The 24,931-nt window shown below is 55.3% G+C and carries 24 protein-coding genes; 11 read left to right on the top strand and 13 right to left on the bottom strand.

Annotated elements, in window-relative coordinates:
- Positions 1-38 precede the first annotated feature (38 nt).
- Positions 39-692, bottom strand: a complete 654-nt coding sequence (gene yihA / locus Q1L85_RS00795) for a ribosome biogenesis GTP-binding protein YihA/YsxC (protein ID WP_300427060.1) — start codon at positions 690-692, stop codon at positions 39-41.
- Between the two features lie 144 nt (positions 693-836).
- On the opposite strand from yihA, the gene Q1L85_RS00790 reads away from it, so the two are divergent.
- From Q1L85_RS00790 to chrA, 7 genes are all read left to right on the top strand, one after another.
- A complete protein-coding gene (locus Q1L85_RS00790; RefSeq protein ID WP_300427059.1) occupies positions 837-1,133 on the top strand; it encodes a cytochrome c5 family protein in 297 nt (98 codons plus the stop codon).
- Between the two features lie 32 nt (positions 1,134-1,165).
- Positions 1,166-1,777, top strand: coding sequence for a cytochrome c (locus Q1L85_RS00785; protein ID WP_300431993.1), 612 nt, complete (start codon positions 1,166-1,168; stop codon positions 1,775-1,777).
- Positions 1,778-1,923: 146 nt separating this feature from the next.
- Entirely contained in the window at positions 1,924-2,559 is a 636-nt protein-coding gene (locus tag Q1L85_RS00780) for a thiol:disulfide interchange protein DsbA/DsbL (RefSeq protein ID WP_300427055.1), read from the top strand.
- Positions 2,560-2,563: 4 nt separating this feature from the next.
- Positions 2,564-3,343: an endonuclease/exonuclease/phosphatase family protein gene (locus Q1L85_RS00775; RefSeq protein WP_300427053.1), complete on the top strand. Its 780-nt coding sequence runs from the start codon at positions 2,564-2,566 to the stop codon at positions 3,341-3,343.
- A gap of 73 nt (positions 3,344-3,416) precedes the next feature.
- On the top strand, positions 3,417-5,111 hold the full coding sequence (locus Q1L85_RS00770; protein ID WP_300427052.1) for a GGDEF domain-containing protein: 1,695 nt from the start codon (positions 3,417-3,419) through the stop codon (positions 5,109-5,111).
- A gap of 94 nt (positions 5,112-5,205) precedes the next feature.
- Positions 5,206-7,026 carry a glutamine--fructose-6-phosphate transaminase (isomerizing) gene (glmS, locus tag Q1L85_RS00765; RefSeq protein ID WP_300427051.1) on the top strand — a complete coding sequence of 607 codons (1,821 nt, stop codon included), beginning with the start codon at positions 5,206-5,208 and terminating at the stop codon, positions 7,024-7,026.
- A gap of 72 nt (positions 7,027-7,098) precedes the next feature.
- On the top strand, positions 7,099-8,463 hold the full coding sequence (gene chrA, locus Q1L85_RS00760; RefSeq protein WP_373914356.1) for a chromate efflux transporter: 1,365 nt from the start codon (positions 7,099-7,101) through the stop codon (positions 8,461-8,463).
- Positions 8,464-8,523: 60 nt separating this feature from the next.
- Here chrA and Q1L85_RS00755 read toward each other — a convergent pair whose 3' ends face one another.
- The 8 genes from Q1L85_RS00755 to Q1L85_RS00720 are packed head-to-tail and all read right to left on the bottom strand — an operon-like array spanning position 8,524 to position 17,216.
- Positions 8,524-8,856 (bottom strand): DUF6488 family protein, encoded by a 333-nt coding sequence (locus Q1L85_RS00755; protein ID WP_300427049.1) that lies wholly within the window; start codon positions 8,854-8,856, stop codon positions 8,524-8,526.
- 28 nt (positions 8,857-8,884) lie between these two features.
- Entirely contained in the window at positions 8,885-9,424 is a 540-nt protein-coding gene (locus Q1L85_RS00750) for a hypothetical protein (RefSeq protein WP_300427048.1), read from the bottom strand.
- Positions 9,425-9,436: 12 nt separating this feature from the next.
- Positions 9,437-10,123: a HupE/UreJ family protein gene (locus Q1L85_RS00745; RefSeq protein WP_300432102.1), complete on the bottom strand. Its 687-nt coding sequence runs from the start codon at positions 10,121-10,123 to the stop codon at positions 9,437-9,439.
- A gap of 8 nt (positions 10,124-10,131) precedes the next feature.
- Positions 10,132-13,260 carry an efflux RND transporter permease subunit gene (locus Q1L85_RS00740; RefSeq protein ID WP_300431988.1) on the bottom strand — a complete coding sequence of 1,043 codons (3,129 nt, stop codon included), beginning with the start codon at positions 13,258-13,260 and terminating at the stop codon, positions 10,132-10,134.
- 14 nt (positions 13,261-13,274) lie between these two features.
- On the bottom strand, positions 13,275-14,564 hold the full coding sequence (locus Q1L85_RS00735; protein ID WP_300427589.1) for an efflux RND transporter periplasmic adaptor subunit: 1,290 nt from the start codon (positions 14,562-14,564) through the stop codon (positions 13,275-13,277).
- Positions 14,565-14,574: 10 nt separating this feature from the next.
- The gene (locus Q1L85_RS00730) at positions 14,575-15,843 is read right to left on the bottom strand and encodes a TolC family protein (protein ID WP_300427588.1); all 1,269 of its coding nucleotides are present in this window, start codon (positions 15,841-15,843) and stop codon (positions 14,575-14,577) included.
- A gap of 27 nt (positions 15,844-15,870) precedes the next feature.
- Positions 15,871-16,830, bottom strand: a complete 960-nt coding sequence (locus Q1L85_RS00725; protein ID WP_300427587.1) for a M56 family metallopeptidase — start codon at positions 16,828-16,830, stop codon at positions 15,871-15,873.
- Entirely contained in the window at positions 16,827-17,216 is a 390-nt protein-coding gene (locus Q1L85_RS00720; protein WP_300427585.1) for a BlaI/MecI/CopY family transcriptional regulator, read from the bottom strand. Before Q1L85_RS00720 ends, Q1L85_RS00725 begins: the two co-directional genes overlap by 4 nt.
- A gap of 94 nt (positions 17,217-17,310) precedes the next feature.
- On the opposite strand from Q1L85_RS00720, the gene Q1L85_RS00715 reads away from it, so the two are divergent.
- Positions 17,311-18,621: an MFS transporter gene (locus Q1L85_RS00715; protein WP_300427584.1), complete on the top strand. Its 1,311-nt coding sequence runs from the start codon at positions 17,311-17,313 to the stop codon at positions 18,619-18,621.
- Between the two features lies 1 nt (position 18,622).
- Here the strand turns inward: Q1L85_RS00715 and Q1L85_RS00710 are convergent, their stop codons facing one another.
- The 3 genes from Q1L85_RS00710 to Q1L85_RS00700 form a co-directional block, all read right to left on the bottom strand.
- Complete coding sequence (locus Q1L85_RS00710) at positions 18,623-19,510, bottom strand: hypothetical protein (protein WP_300427582.1); 888 nt, start codon at positions 19,508-19,510, stop codon at positions 18,623-18,625.
- 30 nt (positions 19,511-19,540) lie between these two features.
- A complete protein-coding gene (locus Q1L85_RS00705) occupies positions 19,541-20,923 on the bottom strand; it encodes a DUF5666 domain-containing protein (protein ID WP_300427581.1) in 1,383 nt (460 codons plus the stop codon).
- Between the two features lie 74 nt (positions 20,924-20,997).
- The gene (locus Q1L85_RS00700) at positions 20,998-22,392 is read right to left on the bottom strand and encodes a S8 family serine peptidase (RefSeq protein ID WP_300427580.1); all 1,395 of its coding nucleotides are present in this window, start codon (positions 22,390-22,392) and stop codon (positions 20,998-21,000) included.
- A gap of 102 nt (positions 22,393-22,494) precedes the next feature.
- Between Q1L85_RS00700 and Q1L85_RS00695 the strand changes: the two genes are divergently transcribed.
- Both Q1L85_RS00695 and Q1L85_RS00690 read left to right on the top strand, forming a co-directional pair.
- On the top strand, positions 22,495-22,983 hold the full coding sequence (locus tag Q1L85_RS00695; RefSeq protein ID WP_300427578.1) for an RNA polymerase sigma factor: 489 nt from the start codon (positions 22,495-22,497) through the stop codon (positions 22,981-22,983).
- Between the two features lie 15 nt (positions 22,984-22,998).
- On the top strand, positions 22,999-23,625 hold the full coding sequence (locus tag Q1L85_RS00690) for a hypothetical protein (RefSeq protein ID WP_300427576.1): 627 nt from the start codon (positions 22,999-23,001) through the stop codon (positions 23,623-23,625).
- Positions 23,626-23,629: 4 nt separating this feature from the next.
- Here Q1L85_RS00690 and Q1L85_RS00685 read toward each other — a convergent pair whose 3' ends face one another.
- Positions 23,630-23,905, bottom strand: a complete 276-nt coding sequence (locus Q1L85_RS00685) for a metal/formaldehyde-sensitive transcriptional repressor (protein ID WP_300427575.1) — start codon at positions 23,903-23,905, stop codon at positions 23,630-23,632.
- A 65-nt stretch (positions 23,906-23,970) separates the two neighbouring features.
- Between Q1L85_RS00685 and dmeF the strand changes: the two genes are divergently transcribed.
- Positions 23,971-24,930: a CDF family Co(II)/Ni(II) efflux transporter DmeF gene (dmeF, locus tag Q1L85_RS00680; protein ID WP_300427573.1), complete on the top strand. Its 960-nt coding sequence runs from the start codon at positions 23,971-23,973 to the stop codon at positions 24,928-24,930.
- The last annotated feature ends 1 nt before the right edge of the window (position 24,931 follow it).

Genomic DNA, 24,931 nt, shown 5'->3' with positions numbered 1-24,931 from the left:
GGAGGCATTCGCCTCCTTTTTTCTTTTCTGATCAGTAATCAGACCTGATCGTCCGGCGCTGGTGTGTCTTCCGCCAGCAGTGGAGCCGTCAACCAACTGTTGAGGCGTTTCTCCAGCTCCCGCAGGCCTTCGCCATTGTGGGACGAGAATGTCTGCACACTGACCAGTCCACCCAGGTCTTTCACCGCCTTCCTTACCTTGAGCAAGGTCGACTGAGCAGGTCCACGCTTGAGTTTATCTGACTTGGTTAACAGCAGATGAATCGGCATGCCAGCTTCCAGAGCCCAGTCGAGCATGGCGTTATCGAACTCTTTCAGCGGATGACGGATATCCATCAACAGCACCAGCCCGCACAGTGCCTGACGGCGGTTAAGGTAGGTCTCAAGCTCTTTCTGCCACTCGTTTTTCAGTTTGACCGGGACCTTTGCAAAGCCATATCCCGGCAGATCGACCAGTGCCAGCTTGGATTCACCCAGGCGGAAAAAGTTGATGAGCTGGGTGCGGCCGGGCGTTTTACTGGTTCTCGCCAGCTTTTTCTGTCCGGTCAGTGTGTTAAGAGCACTCGATTTGCCGGCGTTCGAGCGCCCGGCAAACGCGACCTCACGGATGATATCCGTCGGGCATTGGCTCAGTTTTGCCGCACTCTTATCGAAGACGGCGTTGGTATAGATCAAGGAATCCTGTTCTGACATAGGGTATTGGTAATGACCGTCCGGAAAATAATGGTATATAATGATCGCCCTTGTTAGCGCTGGTCCCATTCTATCATAGTGGGATGAGTCATGAGGGGGCCCTTGTCCGGAACAACAGGCTTAACCATGAGAGAGACTCACACTATGAAAAAACTGGCTGTTCTTGCGGCAGTTGCCGCTGTAATGAGTACTAATGTACAGGCGTTCGACGTAGAGGCTAAATTTAACCAGACCTGTTCAGCATGTCACACGATGGCAGTCGCTGGCGCCCCCAAGGCTTTCGATAAAGCAGCCTGGGAACCTCGTCTGGCCAAAGGCATGGATACACTGGTCACCAGCGTAACCAACGGCCTGAACGCTATGCCTCCGCGCGGTCTTTGCATGGACTGTACGGCCGACCAGTACAAGGCGTTGATTACCTATATGGCAACGCCGAAGTAACCGTGAATTTATAACCGATACTGGATCTGATAATGAAAAACCTGTTGATTAGCCTGATTCTTTCTGCCGGCCTTGTGACCGTTGCTCACGCGGGTGATGCAGAAGCTGGTAAAGCCAAGTCCGCCACCTGTGCAGCATGTCACGGCGCTGACGGCAACAGCATGGCTCCGACCTTCCCGAAAATTGCGGGCCAGGGCGAGCGTTACCTGATCAAGCAGATCAAGGATATCCGCGATGGCAACCGTACTTCTGGTCAGGTCGCCAGCATGATGCCTTTCGTTACTGGTCTGAGCGATGAAGACATCGCTGACCTGGCCGCTTACTTCGCCGCACAGGCTCCGACTGCGGGCGGTGCAAAAGAAGAGCTGGTTGAACTGGGTGAAAGCATCTACCGCGGCGGTATCGCCAGTAAAAACGTGCCAGCATGTCTGGCATGTCACGGTCCATCCGGTGCAGGTGTTGATGCTGCAGGCTTCCCACGCCTTGCTGGCCAGCACGATGCGTACACTGCAGCTCAGCTGAAACACTTCAGCAACGGCGAGCGTACCAACGACGGCGACAGCAAGATGATGCGCGATATTGCGTACCGTCTGCATGAAAAAGAAATCGAAGCGGTGTCTTCGTATATTCAGGGCCTGCGTTAATCGTAACTCTGAAAGAAGGTGGCTACGGCCACCTTTTTTTATGTCCGCAGGCCACAGATTGACAGAGCTTTGCACTGCTGCGGTGGTTCGCTACTCTGATTCTGTGTAAGAATTCCTGCATAGCAATGATAAGAAAGGTAAAACAGATGCTTTCTCAGTTTAAGAAATGGATGGCTGCCGCTGCGTTAATGGCCGCAAGTTCGGTATCAATGGCGGCGGACTATATCGCCGGGACGCACTACAAAGTACTTGAAGAGCCTGTGCCGGTCCTGATGGATGGCAAAGTTCATGTGGAAGAAGCCTTCTGGTACGGCTGTTCTCACTGCTTCCATCTGGAGTCCATCATTGAGCCATGGAAAGATCAGCTGGCGGCTGATGTTGATTTCCAGCGCGTTCCAGCCATGTTCAGCCGTAACTGGATTCTGCACGCACAGTTGTACTACACCATGGATCAGCTGAAGGTTCTTGATCAGCTGCACAGCAAAGTGTTCAACTCCATTCACCTGCAGAAGCAGCGTCTGCTCAGCCCTGAAGACCAGCGTCAGTTTGTTGTCGACAACACCGACGTAACGGCCGAAGAGTTCGACAAGGCGTACAGCTCGTTCGGTGTTAAATCCCGCATGACCCGTGGCGATAAGCGCGTACGTGCGTTCCAGATCACCGGCGTACCGACACTGATCGTGAATGGCAAATATGTGGTCGACGCGACCTCTGCCGGCGGACAGCAGCAGATGCTCGACGTGGCTGACTTCCTGATCAACAAGGAACGCAACGGCCTCTGAGGCTATGACGTCCCTGACTTCTCTGCAGGCGTTCACGGATATCCCCAGGAGTCCTGACCGCCTGCGACTGCTGACCTTCAACATGCAGGTCGGCATCCGCACCGGTGGCTACCACCATTATCTGTTACGCGGCTGGCAACATCTGATGCCGTTCCGCGCCCGTGAAGCCTCTCTTGAAGCCATTGCTGAACTGGTCAGCCCTTTCGATATCGTGGCGCTGCAGGAAGCCGACGGCGGCAGCTGGCGCAGCGGTCATGAAAACCAGGTAGAAACGATCGCCCGTCTGGCGGGTTTTGATCACTGGCACCATCAGGTCAACCGCAACCTCGGAAAGCTGGCAAGACACAGCAATGGCCTCTTGTGTCACACGCGGGCGAGTTCGATCGAAAAACATCCACTACCGGGCCTGCCGGGCCGGGGGATGATGCTTGTCAGATTCGGCACTGGAGATAACCAGCTGGTCATTGTCGCGACTCACCTGGCATTAAGTCGGCGCACACAGTTTGCCCAGCTCGACTATCTTGCCGACTGCCTTGAAAGCACACAGCGAGTGGTGATTATGGGCGACCTGAACCAGGAAGGTGAGTGGTTACTGCAGCAGTCCGGTCTGCGTCGTCTGAATCTCCATCCGATTGCCGATGAATTACCCACCTATCCAAGCTGGCAGCCCAACCGTGGTATCGATCATATTCTGGTCAGCGACAACATAGATCTGCATCGCATTGCCGTGATTGACCACCCCCAATCGGATCATCTCCCGGTTGCGGCAGAAATCGGCCTCTGATCCACAGCAGAATCAGAAATATTTCCTATACTGACAGGATCTTTAATAACACCACGAAATCTGAGGGATTAGTATGGCCGACAAGGCTGCATCCTCTGCTGAAAAGCAGTGGCGCGATAAATATCTCGCCCTGCACGAAGAGCACAAAAGTCTGAAAACAGCACTCGGTGACCGCAATGAGCAGTTACGCCGCGGGCTCGTAATGGTATCGCTACTGGCAGAAGGCCAGGCCGATGACCTCGATGGAGCGCTCAGTGGTATGCGCGACTCCATGAAGGGCACGACACTCTCTTTCAGCAACGCCATCAATCAGCTCGATGCCATGATCCGCAAGTTCGACGGTCATTACGATCAGCAGTCTGGCGAGCTGGTCACCCATCTGGTTGCCATGGCAGAAAAGCTCTGTCAGTGCCCATTACCCAAAGACCTGATCACTCAGATCCGCGAACTACGGAAATCTGCCTCAAAAGACCTCCAGAGCTGGGGCGGTTATGTCACACAACTCAATGGCTGGGCCGGTGTACTGAACAATATCGCCGCCCTTGATGGTGCGGACAGTAAACAAAGCGGTGGCTGGTTGTCGCGCTGGTTCCGTAGTGAGCAGAGCACTGAAACGCTACCCGATGCGCCTGAACTGCCTGAAACCCAGAGTTCAGTTCAGGAGCGCGTTGAGAACCCGTCTCAGGACCCGGTAGAGGCCGGAGACAAAGAAACAGAGCCCGGTTTTTCCCGCATCGCTAAAGAAGTGGCTGACACCATTGGCGCACTGATCTCCCGCCTGGTGATCCCCGAGCGCATGGAATCTACCGCGGAGACTCTGCAGGAGCGTCTCGCAAACGGCGTGCACTGGTACGAATTTGTGGCACTGCTGGAGGATACCTCTCAGTTTCTTCTGGATTGCCTTGGCAGCGGACAGGAAGAATTCGAGCGCTTTCTCAGCAGCCTGGATAAACGCCTTCAGGCGATTCAGGTGCTGGTCGCCGATGCCAATACCGGAGCATCCGATCGCGAACGCGCCCGTGTCGATCTTGAAAATATGGTGCGGGATCAGATTGCCGACATCCGTTCGGTCGTCAATGGGCTGGGCGACTTAGGAGAGCTGGGCTCCAGCATCCGCGACCACCTCGCCCTGATCGTTAAAGCCATGGAGCAGTATCAGAAAGTCGAGAATGAACGCGAGGCGCGCCTCGCTGAACAGCTTCAGGTACTGCAGGCACGACTCAACGAAATGGAAGCCGAGGCGTCACAGGCACGCCAGATCATCGAAGACCAGCGTACCCGCGCCACACAGGACCATCTGACTGGTCTGCCAAACCGGGCTGCGTACGACATTCGCCTGAACGAAGAACTACTCAAGAAAAGCCGCACCGGGGGTTCGCTCTCCGTCATTGTCTGTGACGTCGATCATTTTAAAAAGATCAACGATACCTACGGGCATCTGGCGGGAGACAAAGTGCTGCAACTGCTCGCCTCGACATTGCGAAAACACCTGCGGAACGGCGACTTTATCGCACGTTACGGTGGTGAGGAATTTGTCGCATTGTTGCCCGGCGCTACCGCAGACGACGCGCTGATGGTGGCAGAGAAACTCCGTGAACGGGTTCAGGCTTGTCCATTTAACTTCCGGGGTGAGCGCGTGACCATCACTATGTCATTCGGGATCAGCGAATACCGGACACTTGAAGCCCCTGAAACCGTATTTGAACGGACTGACAAGGCCCTCTACAAAGCGAAAGAATCTGGCCGTAACTGCTGCGTAAAAGCCTGACGCAGCCGGCCCCGGACCACCCCGCCTGCAACTTTGCCAGAGTATCGCGCATCAGATATAGTGCGCGGTCAGAACTCTGGAGGTAGCGTTAGTCATGTGTGGAATCGTTGGTGCAGTAGCGCAGCGTGATATCGTAGAAATTCTGCTGGAAGGTCTGCGTCGTCTTGAATACCGTGGCTACGACTCCGCTGGTGTCGCTGTTATTGCAAACGACGGACAGATGCAGCGCCTGCGCCGTCTGGGGAAAGTAAAGTCATTGGCGGACGCCGTCGCTGACTCTCAGGTACCCGGTGGCACCGGCATTGCGCACACCCGCTGGGCAACGCATGGTGAACCCTCAGAAACAAACGCACATCCTCATGTCTCAGGTGATATCGCCGTGGTTCACAACGGTATTATCGAGAACCACGAAACGCTCCGCGACAGCCTGAAAGCACAGGGCTATGCCTTTACCTCACAGACTGACACCGAAGTCATTGCTCATCTGGTCGAGCGTGAACTGCGCGACCAGGGCAATAATGATCTCCTGAAGGCCGTAATGGCAGCCCGCACGCAGCTCGAAGGCGCCTACGGTATGGTAGTCATCAACCGTAATGATCCCGAACGTATGATCGTCGCGCGCTCAGGCAGCCCGCTGGTGATAGGTTGCGGTATTGGCGAAAACTTTGTGGCCTCTGACGTACTGGCTCTGCTCCCTGTGACACGCAGATTTGCCTACCTTGAGGAAGGCGATGTCGCTGAAATCACGCGCACCAGCATCCGGGTATTTGACGCGGGTAACGAGCCCGCCGAACGTCCGGCGACGGAGACCGACGTCGAGCATGATGCCGGCGACAAAGGCGCCTTCCGTCACTACATGATGAAGGAAATACACGAGCAGCCGCAGGCCATTGCCAACACCCTGGAAGGTCGCCTGATCGGCGGACGCCTCAACCTTGAAGCACTCGGCGACCTGTCCGACATTGATCAGGTACAGATTATTGCTTGTGGCACCTCTTACCATGCAGGTATGACCGCCCGCTACTGGATCGAAGAGCTGGCCGGAGTCGCATGCAACATCGAAATTGCCTCAGAATTCCGCTACCGCAAATCTGTCGTTCGCCCGAATAGTCTGCTGGTTACTATCTCCCAGAGTGGCGAAACCGCCGATACCCTGGCGGCCCTGCGTCTGGCCAAAGAACTCGGTTTTGCCCGCAGCCTGACCATCTGTAATGTCCCCGGCTCATCGCTGGTGCGCGAATCCGACATGGCGCTGCTGACCCGCGCCGGTGCCGAAATTGGTGTGGCTTCGACCAAAGCCTTTACCACTCAACTGGTCGCACTGTTATTGCTGACCGTCGCGCTTGGCCGTGGCCGCGGAATGACAAAGGATACTGAGCAGAAGGTCGCTGATGCCCTGACTCAACTGCCGGGCCTGATCGATAAAGCACTGACCATGAACAGCGCTATCGAATCGTTAGCCGAGCACTTCGCAGAAAAGAATCATGCCCTGTTCCTTGGCCGTGGCGATCAGTACCCGATTGCGATGGAAGGCGCGCTGAAGCTGAAGGAGATCTCCTACATTCACGCCGAAGCATACGCCGCTGGTGAACTGAAACACGGCCCGCTGGCGCTGATTGATTCAGAAATGCCCATTATCGTCGTCGCGCCCAACAACGATCTGGTCGAAAAGCTGAAATCCAACATCGAAGAAGTGCGTGCCCGTGGTGGCGAGCTGTTCGTCTTTGCTGATGAAGCGGCGAAGATCCGCCCGGAAAGCAATATGAAGGTGATGGAAGTCCCGCACTGCGACGGTATCGTGGCGCCGATTCTGTACACACTGCCACTGCAGCTGCTGAGCTACCACGTCGCTCTCATCAAAGGCACCGACGTCGACCAGCCGCGTAACCTTGCGAAGTCAGTAACCGTAGAGTAATAATAACGCGCCGGTACTGTTCTGGTACCGGCCCTTTAACTCTTTCGACTCCAGTCCCAGGCGGGGCAGACTATCTTGAACACAAGCACTCAAAGCACGAGTCCGGACGCATCTGCGCCGGTGCAAACTATCCCCTTTTTTCAGGCGCTGCTGTTCTGGCTGAAACTCGGCTTTATCAGTTTTGGCGGACCCGCCGGCCAGATTGCCATCATGCACCATGAGCTGGTGGAAAAACGACGCTGGATTTCCGAGCGACGCTTTCTCCATGCCCTTAACTACTGCATGGTATTGCCTGGGCCTGAAGCCCAGCAGCTGGCTACCTATATTGGCTGGCTGATGCACCGCACCTGGGGTGGCATTATTGCCGGGGGCCTGTTCGTCCTGCCATCACTGGTGTTACTGATTGTGCTGTCCTGGGTGTACATTGCCTATGGCGATACACCGCTGATCTCGGGCCTGTTTTACGGTATTAAACCTGCCGTTGCGGCGATTGTCGTCCAGGCCTGCCATCGTATTGGTTCGAAAGCACTGAAGAACAACTGGCTGTGGGGCATCGCAGCGGCGTCGTTTGTCGCTATTTTTGCTGCAGGGATTCCGTTCCCGGTGATTGTCATCGCGGCCGCGCTGATTGGTTATATCGGTGGACGCATCCGCCCGGATGCCTTCAGCGTCAAAGCCGCACACAGTTCGGGCTCAACCTCAGCGGGCAGTACCATCATTGACGACCACACACCAACACCTGATCATGCCAGCTTCCGCTGGCCGCGCCTGCTGCTGGTTGTTGTGGTTGGCCTGCTGTTGTGGCTCGTGCCAATGAGTTTTCTGACGCTGACACTGAGTTGGGAGCACACCCTGACGCAGATGGCGTGGTTTTTCACCAAAGCCGCCCTGCTCACTTTTGGTGGTGCGTATGCTGTGCTTCCTTATGTCTATCAGGGTGCCGTTGGTCATTACGCCTGGCTGACACCGACACAGATGATTGATGGCCTGGCTCTGGGTGAAACCACTCCCGGTCCATTGATTATGGTGGTGGCGTTTGTCGGTTTTATCGGGGGCTATGTGCATGCCGTATTTGGCCCTGAACAGCAATTTCTGGCAGGCGCAACCGCTGCGGTGCTAGTTACCTGGTTTACCTTCCTGCCCTCGTTCCTGTTTATTCTGGCAGGCGGCCCATTGGTTGAAAGCACCCACAACGAACTGAAGTTTACCGCCGCTCTGACTGGCATTACTGCAGCAGTGGTTGGAGTGATCCTCAATCTGGCGCTGTTTTTTGGCTACCACGTTGTAATGCCAGAGGGTTGGGGAGGTGCGATTGACTGGTGGTCTGTAGCGATCGCTGCAGCAGCAGGCATTGCCCTGTTCCGCTTTAAACGTGGCGTCATTCAGGTGATTGCCGGTGCGGGCGTCGCTGGGCTACTTATCAAAACATTGCTGTAAGTGACGTAGCGCTCTATAGATAGCTGCCGCCAGAATCAGGCGGCAGCTATATGTAACAGGTCAGAACGGATAATTCTTCGCGGCATCTTCAATAACGCCACTTTCAAGAACTTTCACGTAAACCTTCTCATCACTGGCAGCGTTACCTACTTCAATCACATAAAATCCTGCGCCAGATTCTTTGACTGTTACCTTATCCTGAGAAATGACTTTCCAGCTTTCATCCAGCTGGCCGGCTTTATAGCCGAAGTCCCGTACCGTCATTTTCTGGACCGCTCGCGCTGCAATACTTTTAGCACCACGATCACTTACTGCTCCATGATCACCATGAGCATATGCCTGACCAGAAAAAGCGGCGATCAACAAAGACGCTGTGAGTAACAATGATTTCATACTGAGTTCTCCTGATTTTTAAAGTTATTTACATCATTTTCGGATTTTTATACTGGCCTTCATAAAACAGCTGCACTGTGACTTCAGCGTTACTGTCGTTCCGGAAATACCAACCATGTGTGCCTTCAAAGACGGCGGTGAAACTCCCTTTCATTTCATTTGTGGTGGTCACAGCATAGCTTTTAAAATAGCCGGTCGGATCATCAAATGGTTCGCCATGCATGTCTACATACACGGCTTCGCCGTCAGTGATCCATTCGAAATCGACCCGCTCACCGGCGGTCATTTCCAGTTTAAATTCTTTACCGCTGGCGGCCGGTAAAACCACCGACGCCATGCCGTCCATTGCCGCAGATGATGCTTTTGCAGCATCCGCTTCAGCTTCAGCCAGTTTTTCTGGCGACAATGCGGTTAAACCCAGCGCTGCGCCGACGCCTGTCGGATCAATATTGTACTCGGCTGGCATAATCACCAGTACCAATGTGACTAAACCCGCTACCAGGGCGGCGGCTGTCGCCAGCCATAGTTGTTTAGCGGGCGTCTGGTTTTGAGAGCTTTGACTTGTCATATAGTTGCGTCCTCAGGAAGAAAAATAACCCGTGAGCTGATACCCCGTCAGCATCACCCCGCTGGCCATTAAAAGCGTGTTTGTCAGCACGGCGAATCGGCTGAACGTCGCAGAGTGCCGCCACGCGGATATTAGGATCAGGATCAGCCCCAGTGCCGCAAACTGGCCCAGCTCGACGCCGATATTAAAGGCGATCAGGTTGGTGAGCAGGCCATCTTCCGGAATATGGAATTCCTGCAGCTTCGTCGCCAGACCAAATCCATGAAACAGGCCGAAAATCAGCACCGCCAGACGGGTATCCGGCTGAAAACCCAACAGACGTTTGAAGCCACCCAGGTTATCAAAACCTTTATACAGCACCGACAAGCCGATAATGGCGTCAATCAGATAGGCATTCACCTGAATATTGGCCAACACCCCGGACATCAGCGTAATGCTGTGCCCCAGCGTAAACAGGCTGACGTACAGCAGTACTTCGCGACTACGATAGAGAAAGAAAATTACCCCGACCAGAAACAGCAGGTGATCGTACCCTGTGATCATGTGCTTGGCACCGATGTACAGAAACGGCACGAACTGTACACCGGTATTCTGCTGTAAGAAGGTGCGGGTGTTGTCGTCAACGCCGTGTGCCAGTGCCAGCGTACTGGCGAAAGCAAGAAGCAGCGCGATAGAGCAGCGAGCGATCCGGGTGTTCATTAGCGTGCTCATACGCGTCCTTTGTTGTCGTTACGATGCACCAGGCGGTAAAGCGCCGGAATCACAAACAGCGTCAGCAGGGTCGATGAGATCACCCCGCCAATCACCACTGTTGCCAGTGGCCGTTGCACTTCTGAACCAATGCCGGTGTTGAGCGCCATCGGCACAAAACCAAGGGATGCCACCAGCGCCGTGGTAATGACCGGGCGCAGACGGGTCAGTGCCCCTTCAATGATAGCCTTTTCCAGCCCAGTGCCCGCACGTTGCAGTTCGCGGATAAAGGACACCATCACTAACGCATTAAGAATAGCGATACCCGACAACGCGATAAAGCCAACCGCCGCCGAAATGGAAAACGGAATATCCCGCAGCGTCAGCGCCAGTACGCCCCCCGTCAGTGCCAGCGGCACCCCGGCAAAGATCACCAGCGCATCACGCACTGAGCCCAGTGCCAGAATCAACAAGCCAACGATCATCACCAGCGTCAGCGGCACCACAATCATCAGGCGCTCTGAGGCCGATTGCAGCTTCTGATAGGTACCGCCGTATTCGATCCAGTAGCCAGCAGGTACGTCGAGGTCTTCACCAACGGCGGCGCGCACATCATCAACAAAACTGCCGAGATCTCGCCCCCTGACGTTGGCGGTAACCACTAAACGGCGCTTGCCGTTTTCGCGGTTAACCTGATTCACACCCATGTTTTCGCTCAGGGTGACCAGCTCCTGCAATGGAACGACGCGGCTGTCTTCGTCTCCACCGACCGTTACCGGCAGATGCTTCAGGCCATCAATGTCTGTACGCTCTGACTCCGGCAGACGCACCACGATATCTGCACGACGGTCGCCTTCAAATAGGGTGCCAGCGACCTCACCACCCAACGCTGTAGCCAACTGATCCTGCAGTTGCTGACGGCTGATGCCGTGACGACGCAACGCCGCGTCATCCGGAATAAACTCCAGCAGGGGCAGGCCCGTGACCTGTTCCATCTGGATGTCTACCGCGCCATCGACCCCGGCAACAATGCCTTCAAGCGATTCGCCCAGCGCGGCAAGCGTCTCCAGATCATCGCCGAAGATTTTGATCGCGACTTCAGCACGCACACCCGCTAACAGCTCGTTAAAGCGCATCTGAATGGGTTGCAGAAACTCATAGCGGTTTCCGGGAATGGTCGTCACCAAGGCTTCCAGCTCGGCCACCACCTGTTGCTTGGTTTTGTCCGGATCAGGCCACTGGTCGCGCGGTTTAAGGATAATAAAGTTATCCGCCACACTCGGTGGCACGGCATCGGTAGCAACGTCAGCGGTGCCGATTTTAGCGAACACACGCTCAACTTCAGGCAATTCTTTGATTCGCGCTTCTAGGGTTTCCTGCAGAGCAATCGCCTGACTCAGTGATGTGCCTGGTATGCGCAGGGCGTGCATGGCGATATCACCTTCGTCCAGGTTAGGGGCGAATTCGCTACCCAAGCGGGTTGCCTGCCAGACGCTGAGGGTCACCAGCACGACGGCGATCAGCACCACCCACTGGCGCACTTTCAATACGCCGCGCAGCAGTGGCTGGTAGACCCGGCTCAGCCCGGACACGACAGGGTTATGTTTTTCCTGTACCGGGCCACGGAACAGTAGCGCGACCGCCGCCGGCACAAAGGTCACCGACAGCAGAATGGCACTCAGCAGCGCGATGACCACGGTTATGGCCATCGGGTGGAACATCTTGCCTTCGACCCCTTCGAGGGCAAAAATCGGCGCGTACACGGCGGTGATAATGAACACGCCGAACAGCGCCGGGCGGATGACCTCCCGCGTGGCTTCGAACACCAGATTGAGGCGTTCTTTTAACGGCAGTACGCCAGAATTCTTCTCCGAGTGCTGGCTCAGCCGACGCAGGCAGTTCTCGACAATAATGATGGCACCATCGACCAGCAGGCCGAAATCCAGCGCCCCCAGACTCATCAGGTTGGCACTGACCCGTGTCTGCACCATGCCGGTGAACGTCATCAGCATCGCCAGCGGAATCACCAGCGCCGTCAGAATCGCAGCGCGGATATTGCCCAGCATCAGGAACAGAATCACGATCACCAGCAACGCACCTTCGGTGAGGTTCATGGTGACGGTATCCAGCGTTTTCTCGACCAGTCCGGTGCGGTCGTAGGCGGCGCTGGCGACGATCCCCTCAGGCAAAGAGGCATTGATATCGGCGAGTTTTTCACCGACGGCACTGGCGACGGTGCGGCTGTTTTCGCCGACCAGCATAAACACCGTACTCATCACGACTTCGCGGCCGTTCTGGGTCGCGGCACCCGTGCGCAGCCCGTGACCGATAGTGACATCGGCCACGTCACTGACCAGCACCGTTTTACCGGCGTCGGCAGTGACGACGATATTGGCAATATCCTGTGCCTGTTGCGCCTGCCCCGGAATACGCATCAACCACTGAGCACCGTTGCGCTCAACAAATCCGGCACCGCGGTTATCATTGTTGGCGCGGATGGCGTCGACAATATCGCTGCTGCTGATGCCCATGGCCAGCATGCGTTGCGGTTGCATCTGCACCACGACTTCACGCTCGTAACCACCAATCGGGTTGACCTCGACCACGCCCTTCACCTGCATCAGCTGCGGGCGGATGATCCAGTCGTGCACACTGCGCAGATCCATCGGCGTCACTGCAGTGCCATCGGCATTCAGAGCACCCGGTTCGGCATCGACGGTGAACATAAAGATTTCACCCAGGCCTGTGGCTATCGGGCCAAGCTCCGGTTGCAGACCCGCAGGCAGACGACCAGAGGCGGATGTCATGCGTTCGTTGACCAGTTGGCGGGCAAAATAGACATCGGTGTCGTCGCTGAATATCGCGATCACCTGCGACAGACCATAACGCGACACCGAGCGGGTGTATTCCAGACCCGGCAGGCCCGCCAGCGCGGTTTCCAGCGGATAGGTAATGCGCTGCTCGACTTCGAGCGGGGTAAAGCCGGAAGCCTCGGTATTGATCATCACCTGCACATTGGTGATGTCAGGTACGGCATCAATCGGCAGGCGGTTAAAGTTCCATAACCCCAGCACAGCGACTGCGGCGACAATGGCCATCACCAGTCCGCGACGGGCAATGGCCAGTTTTATCAATGCATCCAACATGGCGGAGTCCCGTCTCAGTGATCGTGTGAAGCGCCGGACTTTTCAATGTCGGCTTTGATAATGAAGCTGTTTTCAGTGACGTATTCGGTGCCTAGAGTCAGACCACCCAGCACTTCAATCCACTCGCCTGCGGCCTGACCCAGTTCCAGCATACGGACTTCGTACTGATCGCCGACTTTGGCGTACACCACGGTAAAGTCACGGAACGCCTGTAGACCCGAACGCTTGACCGCTAACTCAACGTTACGGGTCTCGGTTTCTATATTTGCATTGATGCGCATTCCCGGTGCGAACTGACCGTTGCGATTGTCGACCGTAGCACGCCAAAGGCGCGACTGATCAGCCTGTACTTCTGGGTAGGCGGCAGTCAGAGTGGTGCTTGTTTCAAGATCTGTACCCGGCACATGAATAGACACCGGCGCACCGCGTTTTACTGCGCTCCAGTCTTTTGGATACACCGCCAGCTCAGCCTGAAGCGAACTGTTGTCCTGCAGGGTCAGCAGCGTCCGGCCTGCTGTCTGTTCACCGGCGGCACTGTTCACATGACTGACGGTGCCCGCCGACGGCGCGCGCACGACATACGTTTTCAAGCTTTCGTTGCTTTCGATGGTCAGCAACTCGGTGCCCGCCTGTACGGCCTGCCCTTCACGCACATGCACAGTACGGATTTCACCGTCAAACCGCGCACTGATGTTACGTTCACTGCCCGGAACAGCGGTCAAAGTACCCCATGCCGGAGTCTGAATATGCAGTGTCGCGGGGCCTGCGGTTTCGGTGGCAATGCCCATGGCCTCGGCCACCGGATCAGCGATCTGAGTGCGGCCTTCGAAGTTGTCGTAACTCCAGTGGTACTGTTTACCGGCGTGTTCAGCCTGAATATCCACGACAAAGGAGTGCGGCTCGTAGATTTCCATATCGCCACGCAAATAATCACCTTCAGCGCGGAAGTTAATAGTATCCGTGCCATCGCCGAGGCGGATCAGACGCACCGTCAGTTGCAGGTCCTGCGGAGCAATCGCATTGCCCGCGAGCGTTGTCCAGACGCGGAACTCAGGCGGTACGCCGGTTTCGAAGATAGCCAGCTCTAAAGCGAAATCACCGTCACGCAGCATACGGCCACGATGCGGCCCTTTCTCTGGTTCAGCTTCAGCGGCCTCGGCGGCGGCCTGAGCATGAACAACAGGACTTTGCAGTACAGAACCGGTCATCAGGGCCAGTGCCGCCATCAGGGGCAGGGCCGTCAGCATGGTTAGCCGCGGCAACTTTGCCAGAGCCAGGTCAGGAATCAATGTCAGGGGTTTCATTATCATGTCCTCAGAAATAGGTGGTCTGGCCGGTCAGGCGCTGTAATTCGATCCACTGCAGTTGCAGGGCTTCTGCTTCATCAAGCAGGCGCTCGCGCGCACTCAGCCATTGCTGGCGGGCGTTGTCCCATTGCAGATAGTCCAGCTGGCCACGCTCATAGGCCTGCAGAGCCTGTTCGCGGCCACTGCCCAATGCCGGAAGAATGGTCTGATTCAGGGTCTCGATCACATGCTGGCTGTGCTCCAGCTCCAACAGGAGCGTACGAACCTCGACCTCTAATTGTTTCAGACGCGCCTGTGCAGATACGTCGCTCTGCTGCTCGCGGGCCTGCAGCGAACGATTTAATGCCGCGTTGCGGGCACCACCACCGAGAGGAATGCTCAGTTCGGCAACCAATGCGTAGTCACCACCCACTTCAAAGCGACGCACGCCAGCGGCGACCGCCCAGGGAGTAACGGCCTCTGCACGGGACAAACGCCCTTCGGCCGTGAACAGATCAGCTTCGGCGAGCGTGACGCCAAGCACCGGCGCATCATTCAGTTGCGTAAGAACCGCCTGCTGATCCAGCGTCGGGGCCTGATGGATATTGCCAGAGGCTACCAGCTGATCATTAACCGCCCCCCACTGGGCGGATAACCGTAGCGCGGCAGCCTGCAGGCGATGACTGTACTCTTCCAGCGCCAATTCGCGCTCGGTCAGTCGGGTGCGCGCCAGCACCAAATCGGTGGCGGGGGCGCGTCCGGCGTCAACACGACGCTCAACTATGCGGAGCAGCTCGCGCTCATCTTCAAGAGCCTCACGGGCAAGAGTTAAGCGCTCCTGATCGGCAAGCAGAACAACAAACAGCGTTGCGGTTTCTGCTGTTGTCTCTGCCAGTTGCAGACGCTGGCGCGCAGACAAAACCTGCTTCTGCGCGCTGGCATGATCTGTCCGCGCCTGAACCTGCTTACCTTCGAGCAACCAACGCGCACTGAGGGTCGTCTGCATGGCACCGACCCCTTCGTACTGACCAGTGCCAATCGCATCATCAACACTTAACGACAATTGCGCAGGCTGACGCTGGCTGGCGGCATCGGACAGCGCCTGTATGTCCTGCTGGCGGTATGACCAGAGGGCGAGCTCCGGATGGCTCTCTAACGTGCGCTCGATGGCGTCCTGCATGCGGACGGTTTCCTGCGCACTGGTGTGGCCAGCAACAGTCAGGAGCGATACCAGCGCCGCCGCCGAAAGAAACCGACCGGCAATCGGTTTTTTGCTTGTTAGTTCAGCATGCGTCATCGGCAAGCCCCTCGTAAGAAATAAAAATTAAGAATGAATCAGAAAAATATCGAACAGATGGTGCAGGCCATCGACAGCCATCAGCATGCCTGCCGCTAACGTCAGCAGAACAGACAGCAAAGCCCACTGGCGCAGATAGGCTGGCGTTGACGGAACCAGTAACTCCTGCACACGATCACTGAGCTGATCTGTTGAAATCAAGTGAGCTTGAGCCGACATCGTACGCTGTGTCTGTAACTGTATGCGGGCAATAGCTACAAGCGTATCGGCCACGTCACGCGCATCAGACATAGCTGCTGCGCGTTTATCTGCTATCTGTTCTGTCACCAGAATAAACCGTTGTAATAAAGGCTTGCATACTGTGCTTGGCAATACACAGGTAAGTAGCTCTAGGAGCCATCGAGACAGATTATCTCTGTGCTTCAGGTGAGCATTTTCATGCGCTAGAACAATATCCAACTGGTCTTTTGTTGCCTGTTTCAGCAACCCTTGAGAAAGATAAATTCGAGGGGTTAGATACCCAACTGTCATGGCAATTACATCACGGGTAGGCAGCAAAGAAAATCGCTCAGCCGCATCTGTCTGTTTATCCAGTGAGGCAATGCGTTGGTTACGCTGCCACTGACGTGAAGCGAAGACAGTCAATCGCAGAGCGAACCAAAGAGAAATAGTCAGCAACAGCCAGCTGTGCCAGCCGCCAACCATAAACAGATCTGCATGGTGCCAGTGAATTAACCCCAATGGGCCTGAAAGCGTATCGTGATGGGTAGGTTGCGATGACAGTCCCTGCATAAATGTCATAAACATCAGCGCAAAAGGTAAAGCGGCCCAGCTAAGAATCAGCCATTTCTGCTGTACCGGGGCCAGCCTCTGACACAAGTCCAGAAAGGGTCTTACTGCAACCGCCTGAATAACCAGGGTCACCGCCACCAGCATGGCCGTCATACTGAGTAGGTTCAGCCCGTATGCCCAGTCGCCGTAGATCATGACTGATCGGTATCCTGCTCTTTGCTGCGATGTTCGCGGATCATGGTCTCAAGACGATCCAGTTCACTGTCGCCAAGATCAGCAGACAGAGACACAAACGCCGCCATCAGCGAGTCGCTACAGTTACTGACAAAATCACTGGTGATATCACGGATCAGGCGGGCAATCAGATCTTCACGATCGACCCGCGCCCGGTAAATAAAGGCATGTCCCTGTTTTTCGCGGGAAAGCAGCTGCTTTTTATAGAGGCGGTCGAGCGTACTCTGGATGGTATTCAGTGAGCAGCCGCGCTCATCACCTACAATGGCATGAATCTGCTTGGCATCCGCTTCGCCAACCGACCAGAGCTGGTTCAGTACCTGTTTTTCAAGCTCGCCGAGAATCATAGACTTTCCAATATTGAAACTGAGGAATACACTGCCACAGTAAAAACCGATCATCAATCGGTTTTTCGTCAGTTTGCTGCATCGAGAGGATCCTATGCTGGAAGTATTACACCATCGAGTCTATCGGCATCTGTTCGCTGCTCAGGTAATTTCTCTGCTGGGTACCGGGTTGGCGACCGTCGCCCTGAGTCTGATGGCGTTTGAACTAGCCGGTGACAATGCCGGGGCAGTGCTGGCCACAGCTCTGACGATAAAAATGCTGGCCTATGTGTTCGTTTCACCGGTATTAGCGGCGGCATTTCATGGAGTGGCGCGACGCCCGGTGTTGGTTTCTCTCGATATAATACGTGCGCTGACGGCGTTGTCTTTGCCATTTCTCAGTGAAGTCTGGCACATCTATATTGTCATTTTCATTCTGCAAAGCAGCTCTGCCGGTTTCACTCCACTGTTTCAGGCGACGATTCCTGATGTGCTTACTGATGAGCGCGAATACACCAAGGCTCTGTCGCTGTCCCGTCTCGCTTACGATATGGAAAGTCTGATCAGCCCCATGCTGGCGGCCGCCTTGTTGTTGGTCACATCATGGCACGGGTTGTTTTTCGGCACGGTTCTCGGGTTTATTGCCTCAGGAATTCTGGTGCTGTCCGTCAGTCTACCCGCCCTTAAGCAAACTCAGACCAGCACCTGGACCGAGCGCCTGACACGAGGCACGCGTATCTATTTTGGTACGCCCAGACTGCGAGGGCTACTGGTTCTGAACATTGCCACGGCCTTCGGCGGGGCCATGGTATTTGTGAATACCGTCGTCTTGGTTCAGGGCCAGTTTGGACTCACCGGGCAGGACACTGCCATCGCTCTGGCCGCCTTCGGTTTTGGCTCTATGCTGGTTGCGTTACGTCTGCCTCAAATACTTGAGCACTTCAGTGAGCGCCGGGTCATGCTCAGCGGATTGGTCGTTCTTATCGTGGGGCAAATCACTGGTGCCATGTTTGCCCAAGGCTATTACGCGCTTCTGCTGATATGGCTGGTGATGGGCGCGGGATATTCTCTGGTACAGACCCCAACCAGCAAAATTCTTGTGCGCTCAGCTACCGCGAGTGAACGCCCAGCCTTATTCGCTGCGCACTTTTCGCTGTCTCATGCAGGATGGATGCTGGCCTACCCGGTAGCAGGTTGGTTAATGACGGCGATGGATGCGTACAGTGCGTTTATTGTGCTCGCCGTTGTATCCACAACCGGCGTCATACTCACGTCGATACTCTGGCCAGCCAGTGACGAAGCGCCCAAGTCCCATCGGCATGATGATCTGGCTGATGACCACGAGCACCTGAAACACTATGGTCATGGCGATCAGCACAGTCATCCCCATGTGCTCGATGCGTTGCATTCGAAGTGGCCGAGGTAAGTCAGTAATCCCAACTCAGTCCAATCTCGGCCCGATTCTGCGCATAGTCTGCGACGTCGAGGTTGGATTGATAATGATCATAGCCGATTTCAGCGGCAACGGAGAACCCAGCTCCCAGCGTCCATTCGAGACCGCTACTTATACGCACACGTCTGTCCTGTCGCGGCTCTCCGAGACTACTGCGAATTTCGTCATAGTCCCGCTGCTCGCTCTTCAGCACCAGCGTCCACTGCAGCGACTTCATTTTTTGCCGCCACTTAAGCCCGGCGACCGAACCCCAGTAGCTATAAAGGTCCTGCTCTGCCTCTTCCCGCTTAGCCCCCAGTTGCATACTGAGATAACGACGGGTTTTATCGAACAGCCAGTAGGCGAGAACACGCCCATATACCTGCTGAGCATCGCGCTCGGGGTAGTCCACGAATGTTTTCTGGCTAAGATCAAGCTGCCCACGAAAATACCATGTCGATCCGACCAAGGTACTGAGCGCCGGTGTTATCCGCATCAACTGCATAAAATCGACATTATCGACGCTGACATCTGCCGCCAGTATGGCCAGCTCCGGACTGAATGCAGCATCTCTGCTGACACGCAGATAACCACTCTGCATCAGGCTGTTAAATCCCTCAACATCCTGCCAAACGGACTGGCTGACGTCGTATCGCCCCTGCCATTCGACACGCTGTGGCCAGTGACCCTCTAGTCCGAAATAGGCAGACTGGCGCGCTCCCCAGGCGGCGACAGAATCTGTTTCGGAATCTGGGTCGGGTAAGACATTGCTGTCATACTCCGCCAACAGGGACACCCCCGCCTGAAATTCCGCGGCGGCCGCAGAAGCAGAAAAGGCCGCCGCAAACGCGGCAGCCTTGAGCACTGACAGGGTTCTCTTCAACAGAGTATCTCCCAGTTCTGATCAATCATCTTAGTGTTCATCATCATGATCTTCATACCGATCATCGTCTTCAACCTCGATAGCGGTCACAACACTACCATTGAAGGTTCCTTTGACTTCCAGGTAACCCCCTGTCACTAGTGTAGACAGGTTGATTGATACTATCGCCGACATGTCCACCGTAATACCCAGCATAGTGATGCTGGAAGCGGCGGTATCAACACTGCTGACAGGCGCTGTAATCTTAATACGTGCCTCAGCATCATCGCGTTCAAGACGAAGCGCACGGAAACTGCCGTCAGCCTGTTCCGCCAGGCGCAATTCAACGTAATCACCGGCACTCAGATTCGCCAGACTGAAGTAGTTGATGTCATCGCGCTCATCACGAATCCGGGTACGGGTATCCACCAGCGCGGTCACTCCCATCACGGTCACGCTGTTCTCAGATACGGCGGTCACCGGGCCTTCAAGCTCGACTTTCACCTGCGCTTCAAACTCAATTTCTGTTGCCACCAGTACGCCATCTTCATTAACGGTTGCTTCAACCTTAACGAATGCATTGAGCGTCAGATCGACAGTACCACCGTGCTCAATCTCAGTTGAGGCAGTAATCAGAATTTCGTTCTCACCAATCGTAATCGTGGTATCCGTCACTTCAGTGACATAACCATAGAGTTTTACCAGTCCGTCATGGCTGCTGAAGTCATGGCCGTCTTCCTGCTCAATCTTAGAAGCCACCAGTACGCCGCTATCCATAGCGCCTTCCACTTCCACCAGCAAGCCATTGGTCAGTGCACCATCATCCAGCTCCAGCGTTTCAACCGTGGCATAACTGACCAGTTGCCCACGGATTTCAAACGTCATCGCCCCTTCATCCAATGCCATGATACGACCACGCACTTCTGCTTCGCCGCTATCATCCGCCGCCACATAAGTTGCATGTAGCTGACCGTTACTGTCGACATAGCCGCTGACCTCAATGCCCTGTCCATCCATCATGGTTTCAAGTGTCACACCTTCAAACACCGTCATGGCATCGGTAATTATGGCCTGACCCAAAACCACGAAGGTTCCTGCCGCGACATCTACAGAACTTGCCGGACCTTCCACACCCACATCGTACACAATGCGGGTGGCAGTACCTTCTGCACCATCGTCAGAGCCGGTAATAGTCACTACCTGACCCACACGCAGGTCACTTTCTACGCCCGCGCGATCATCGATATTAAATTCTGCGCCTGAGCTGACGTAATGGACGCCATTAACAATAACACTGCCGAAACCATCCACTGTCCCCTGAACAGTGCGCGCTTCGGCTTCTGACGATGAGGATTCTGATGAATCCGCACTGCATCCTGCCAGCAGGATGGCGGAAGAAAGTGCTGCGAGAGTCGTTCTGATTGTGTTGTGCATAATGATCACCTCGTTCTGACATAGGATCAGGAGCTTCGCGTCCTGTTATCCGGTTAAACGAGGGCCAGCAGATTTTATTCCGCGGGAGATGCCTTTTTTTTGTCAACAGTCAGTAAGCCATAGCCGTAGGTATTGTCCCGACCAGGTTCCCCAAGGTCTTTTGCTTGTTTAGCAAGGCTATCGACAGAGTCTCCCGAGCTGATCGCGATAACGAGAAGAGATGTCGCGAATGCCGCGGCCACTGACGTCCCATCCATCGTCATTTTGCCGTGGTGTGGCCCGGCCACCTGCACTCCGACACCGGGCGCAGCGAATTCAATATGAGGGCCTCGAACAGCTCGGGGATAGACCTGCATGGAGTGATCAACCGCGGTCACGGCAATCACTTCCGGGCTGGCCGCAGGATAGCGGGGGAACGCAGCCGCACCTTCGTTTCCACTGGAAGCAACCAGGAGGATATTGCGTGCAGCCACCTGGCGGACCGCTTGCTCCAGTACCCGGTTGCGAGGGCCAGATAACGAAAGGTTGATCACGCTGGCCTGCTTTTCTACCAGCCAGTTCAAGCCTTCAATCAGCGACTTCGCCGAGGCAACCACCAGTCCTTCCGGTCCGCGCCCGAAGACCGCGGCATTGGCCAGACGAACCTCGGATAACACACCGCAGGCTCCACCAATGACCGACGCGATGGCGGTGCCGTGCTGGGTATCAGGCTGCGCGCCCGCAGGGTAAAACGCCTGTTGCTCAAGTGTCACAGAGCCAAGACAGGGGTGCGTCTCATCAATGGATGAGTCCATCATGCCGATCACGGCTGACGTAGACTCTGGCACGGTTAACCCTGCCATTGAGGCAAGCGCGATAACGCTGTCACCACCGATACTTACGGTTGCGGAATCCAACGTATAAATATGGTTCCGTTCCGTTTGCTCAAGTTCAACCTCATCGGGGAAAGTAACAAGATAGCCACCCAACCCCTCAAGGCGCTCCGTGGTTTTTATTTGAGTTCCTTTAGCCAGTGCGGCTTCCAACTCCTCTTCAGACAACAACGCTATGTATTCGTCAGCCACAGAAAATGCTTCGAGATCTTCTACGCGGGCTTCGATTTCCCACAACTGATGATAACGCTCCGTCTCACGCTCGATGCGCTCGTCACTGATACGCTCCAGGCGTTCCAGATTCTTTTCCAGACGCTCTTCCAACTCATCCTCGAGTTCGTCTTCCAGATCCTCACGTGCTTCGAGCATCTCCTCAATGCGGTCTTCCAGCTCTTCTTCGCGCTCTTCTGCCGCTTCGAGGCGCTCTTCCAGGCGGTCTTCGAGCTCATCTTCGAGCTCATCTTCGATATCGTCTTCGTCACGCTCAGATACTTGAGGCAACTCGAAATCATCGTCGTCATCCGAGCTGGCCTGTACCACCAGCGACGTGGAAAGCGCTCCGCTCAGCAGTAACATCAGAAGAAAACGCGGTGCCATTTAACTTGTACCTTTATAAAGTGCTGTCTTCACTATAACGAAGATTCTGATTTTTTATTTCATCTGAGGGAATAAATCCCACCGCGGATCGTTAAAGGCAATATGAACACTCAGCAACAGGTATTCCGGCAGGCTCTGATCGATATGCTGCCCGCTTTGCGGCGCTATTGCAGAGCACTGACCAATGACAGCCACAACGCCGATGACCTGCTTCAGGCTTCGGTAGAGAAAGCGCTCGCCCGCTGGCAACAGTACCAGCCCGGAACCCATTTCGAACGCTGGATGTACCGCTTGTGCCGCAACCACTGGATCGACACCATCCGGACACAGGCCGATAACGAGGAATTCGAGGAGGAAACGATGAGTCAGATAAACGCTTCCGATACGGAACAGCAGGTGATTTCACAAATGGCTCTGCAACAGGTGCAGGCTAAAATATCCTCTCTCAGTGAAGGTCTGCGTATGGTGTTATATCTGGTGGCGGTTGAGGGATGCAGCTATCAGGAAGCCGCAGATATTCTTGAAATTCCGACGGGCACAGTGATGAGTCGCCTGGCGCGGGCACGCGCCCAACTGATTGCAGCGGATTGAATGAAGGAGATGACGATGAAACCAATCGACGACACTACGCTGTCAGCATACTCCGATGGCGAGCTGCCAACGGATGAGGCGCACGCGGTCGCGGCAGCTCTGGCCACTGATCCGGAACTTCAGCAACGCCTGCAACAACTACAAAGCGTCGACAGTGCTGCCAGAAGCTGGTTTACCCAAGGTGACGATGAGCCACTCCCTGCCGGGCTGGAACAACTCATTCTGGATAAACCGATGGAGCCAGCCAGAGTGGTACCGCTCCCGCGCAGAATTCCTCTGCCAGCATGGGGGCTGGCCGCCAGCGTGGTACTCGGAATTACCCTTTATATGCAGCAGCCTGAACCTGTCTCACCCCAGATTCAGCAGTTTGCCGATACTGCCCGCACCGGTGAAATCCTTGAAGGGGATGGCTGGCGCGCAGAAATTGCCAGCAGCTATGAAAACGCCCAAAGCGAACGTTGTCGTGAAATTATTCAGCACACGCCTGAGGAAAGCATCACCTTACGTGCCTGTGGCAGCCCTGGTGACTGGCACTGGCAGATCAACAACAGTGATAACGCTTACCACACGGCTTCCGGTCCGGAAGAGGCCAATCGCCAGCTTCTGCCAGAGGAGGAACGTCAGTGGCTCAACGGTCACTGAATACCTACTTCATGTAGGAACGCAGCAGCTTAACCACGTCGTCGACCTCTTCGGCCCGGTCTTCCGGGCTGAGGTCATCGGCTCCCAGGTGATCACGGATGTGCCCTTCGAGCACCTCGCCCATCAGTCCGTTCACTGCCCCTCGTAATGCAGCAATCTGCTGCAGTACCTTCATGCAATCGGTATCGCTGTTCAGTAGTTTTTCCAGTCCATCTGCCTGACCACGGATTTTTCTGATCCGCAGCAGGAGTTTGTCCCGTTGATTTGCAACGTGTGCCATTGCCAGCTCCAATCAATAAAGTATACTGGGGTATAGTATATAAACACGCCCCCGGACACTAGCCCATGAGCAGCGCAGACAGAAAGCATTCCCACGTTTTTGATGAAGGTAATCCACTGGCAGAGCGGAACACCCGCTGGGCGGTATTACTGACTGTCGTCATGATGGTCGCAGAAATTGCAGGTGGCCTCATTTACAACTCGATGGCCCTGCTCGCCGATGGCTGGCATATGAGTTCACATGCGCTGGCTCTTGGCCTGGCAGTCGCCGCATATGCCGCGGCGCGACGACTGTCGGATCATCCCCGATTTGCCTTCGGCACCTGGAAGATTGAAGTATTAGGTGGCTACACCAGTGCGATTTTTCTGATCGCTATCGCGGGCCTGATGCTGGTTCAATCGGTGGAGCGCCTGATCTCGCCAGAGGATATACAGTACGACCAGGCAATACTCGTTGCTGTACTGGGGCTGCTCGTTAACCTGGCCTGTGCCTGGTTACTGAAAGACGACCATCATCACCATCACCACGGCCATTCGCATCATCACCACGATCATCATCATGACGACCATGATCACAGTCATGACCATCACGAGCACCACCACGACCTGAACCTGCGCGCAGCGTATCTGCACGTTCTGACCGACGCGATGACGTCACTGTTTGCGATTGTGGCACTGGTCAGCGGCAAAATCTGGGGAGCCGCCTGGCTGGACCCCGTCATGGGAATCGTGGGCTCGGTTGTCGTTGCGGTATGGGCCGTCGGCCTGATCCGTGAAACCAGCAGTGTGCTGCTGGATGCAGAAATGGATACCCCTTTGGTGGATAAAGTGCGCAGCTGCCTGGAATCCCGTTCAGAGATCATCCTGACTGATCTGCACATCTGGCGCGTAGGCAAACAACACTATTCATGTGTCATTGCCGCAGATGCAGGCCCCGGTATTCAGGCAGACGATGTAAAACATTGGCTACATGACTTCCACCAGCTGGTTCACGTGTCGGTGGAATTAAACCCCCAGCCAGTCTGAC

This window comes from uncultured Thalassolituus sp., assembly GCF_950066645.1.
GTDB lineage: Bacteria > Pseudomonadota > Gammaproteobacteria > Pseudomonadales > Oceanobacteraceae > Thalassolituus.
Note: the sequence above shows the minus strand (reverse complement) of the source record. Positions and strands in the feature narration are given on the sequence as shown.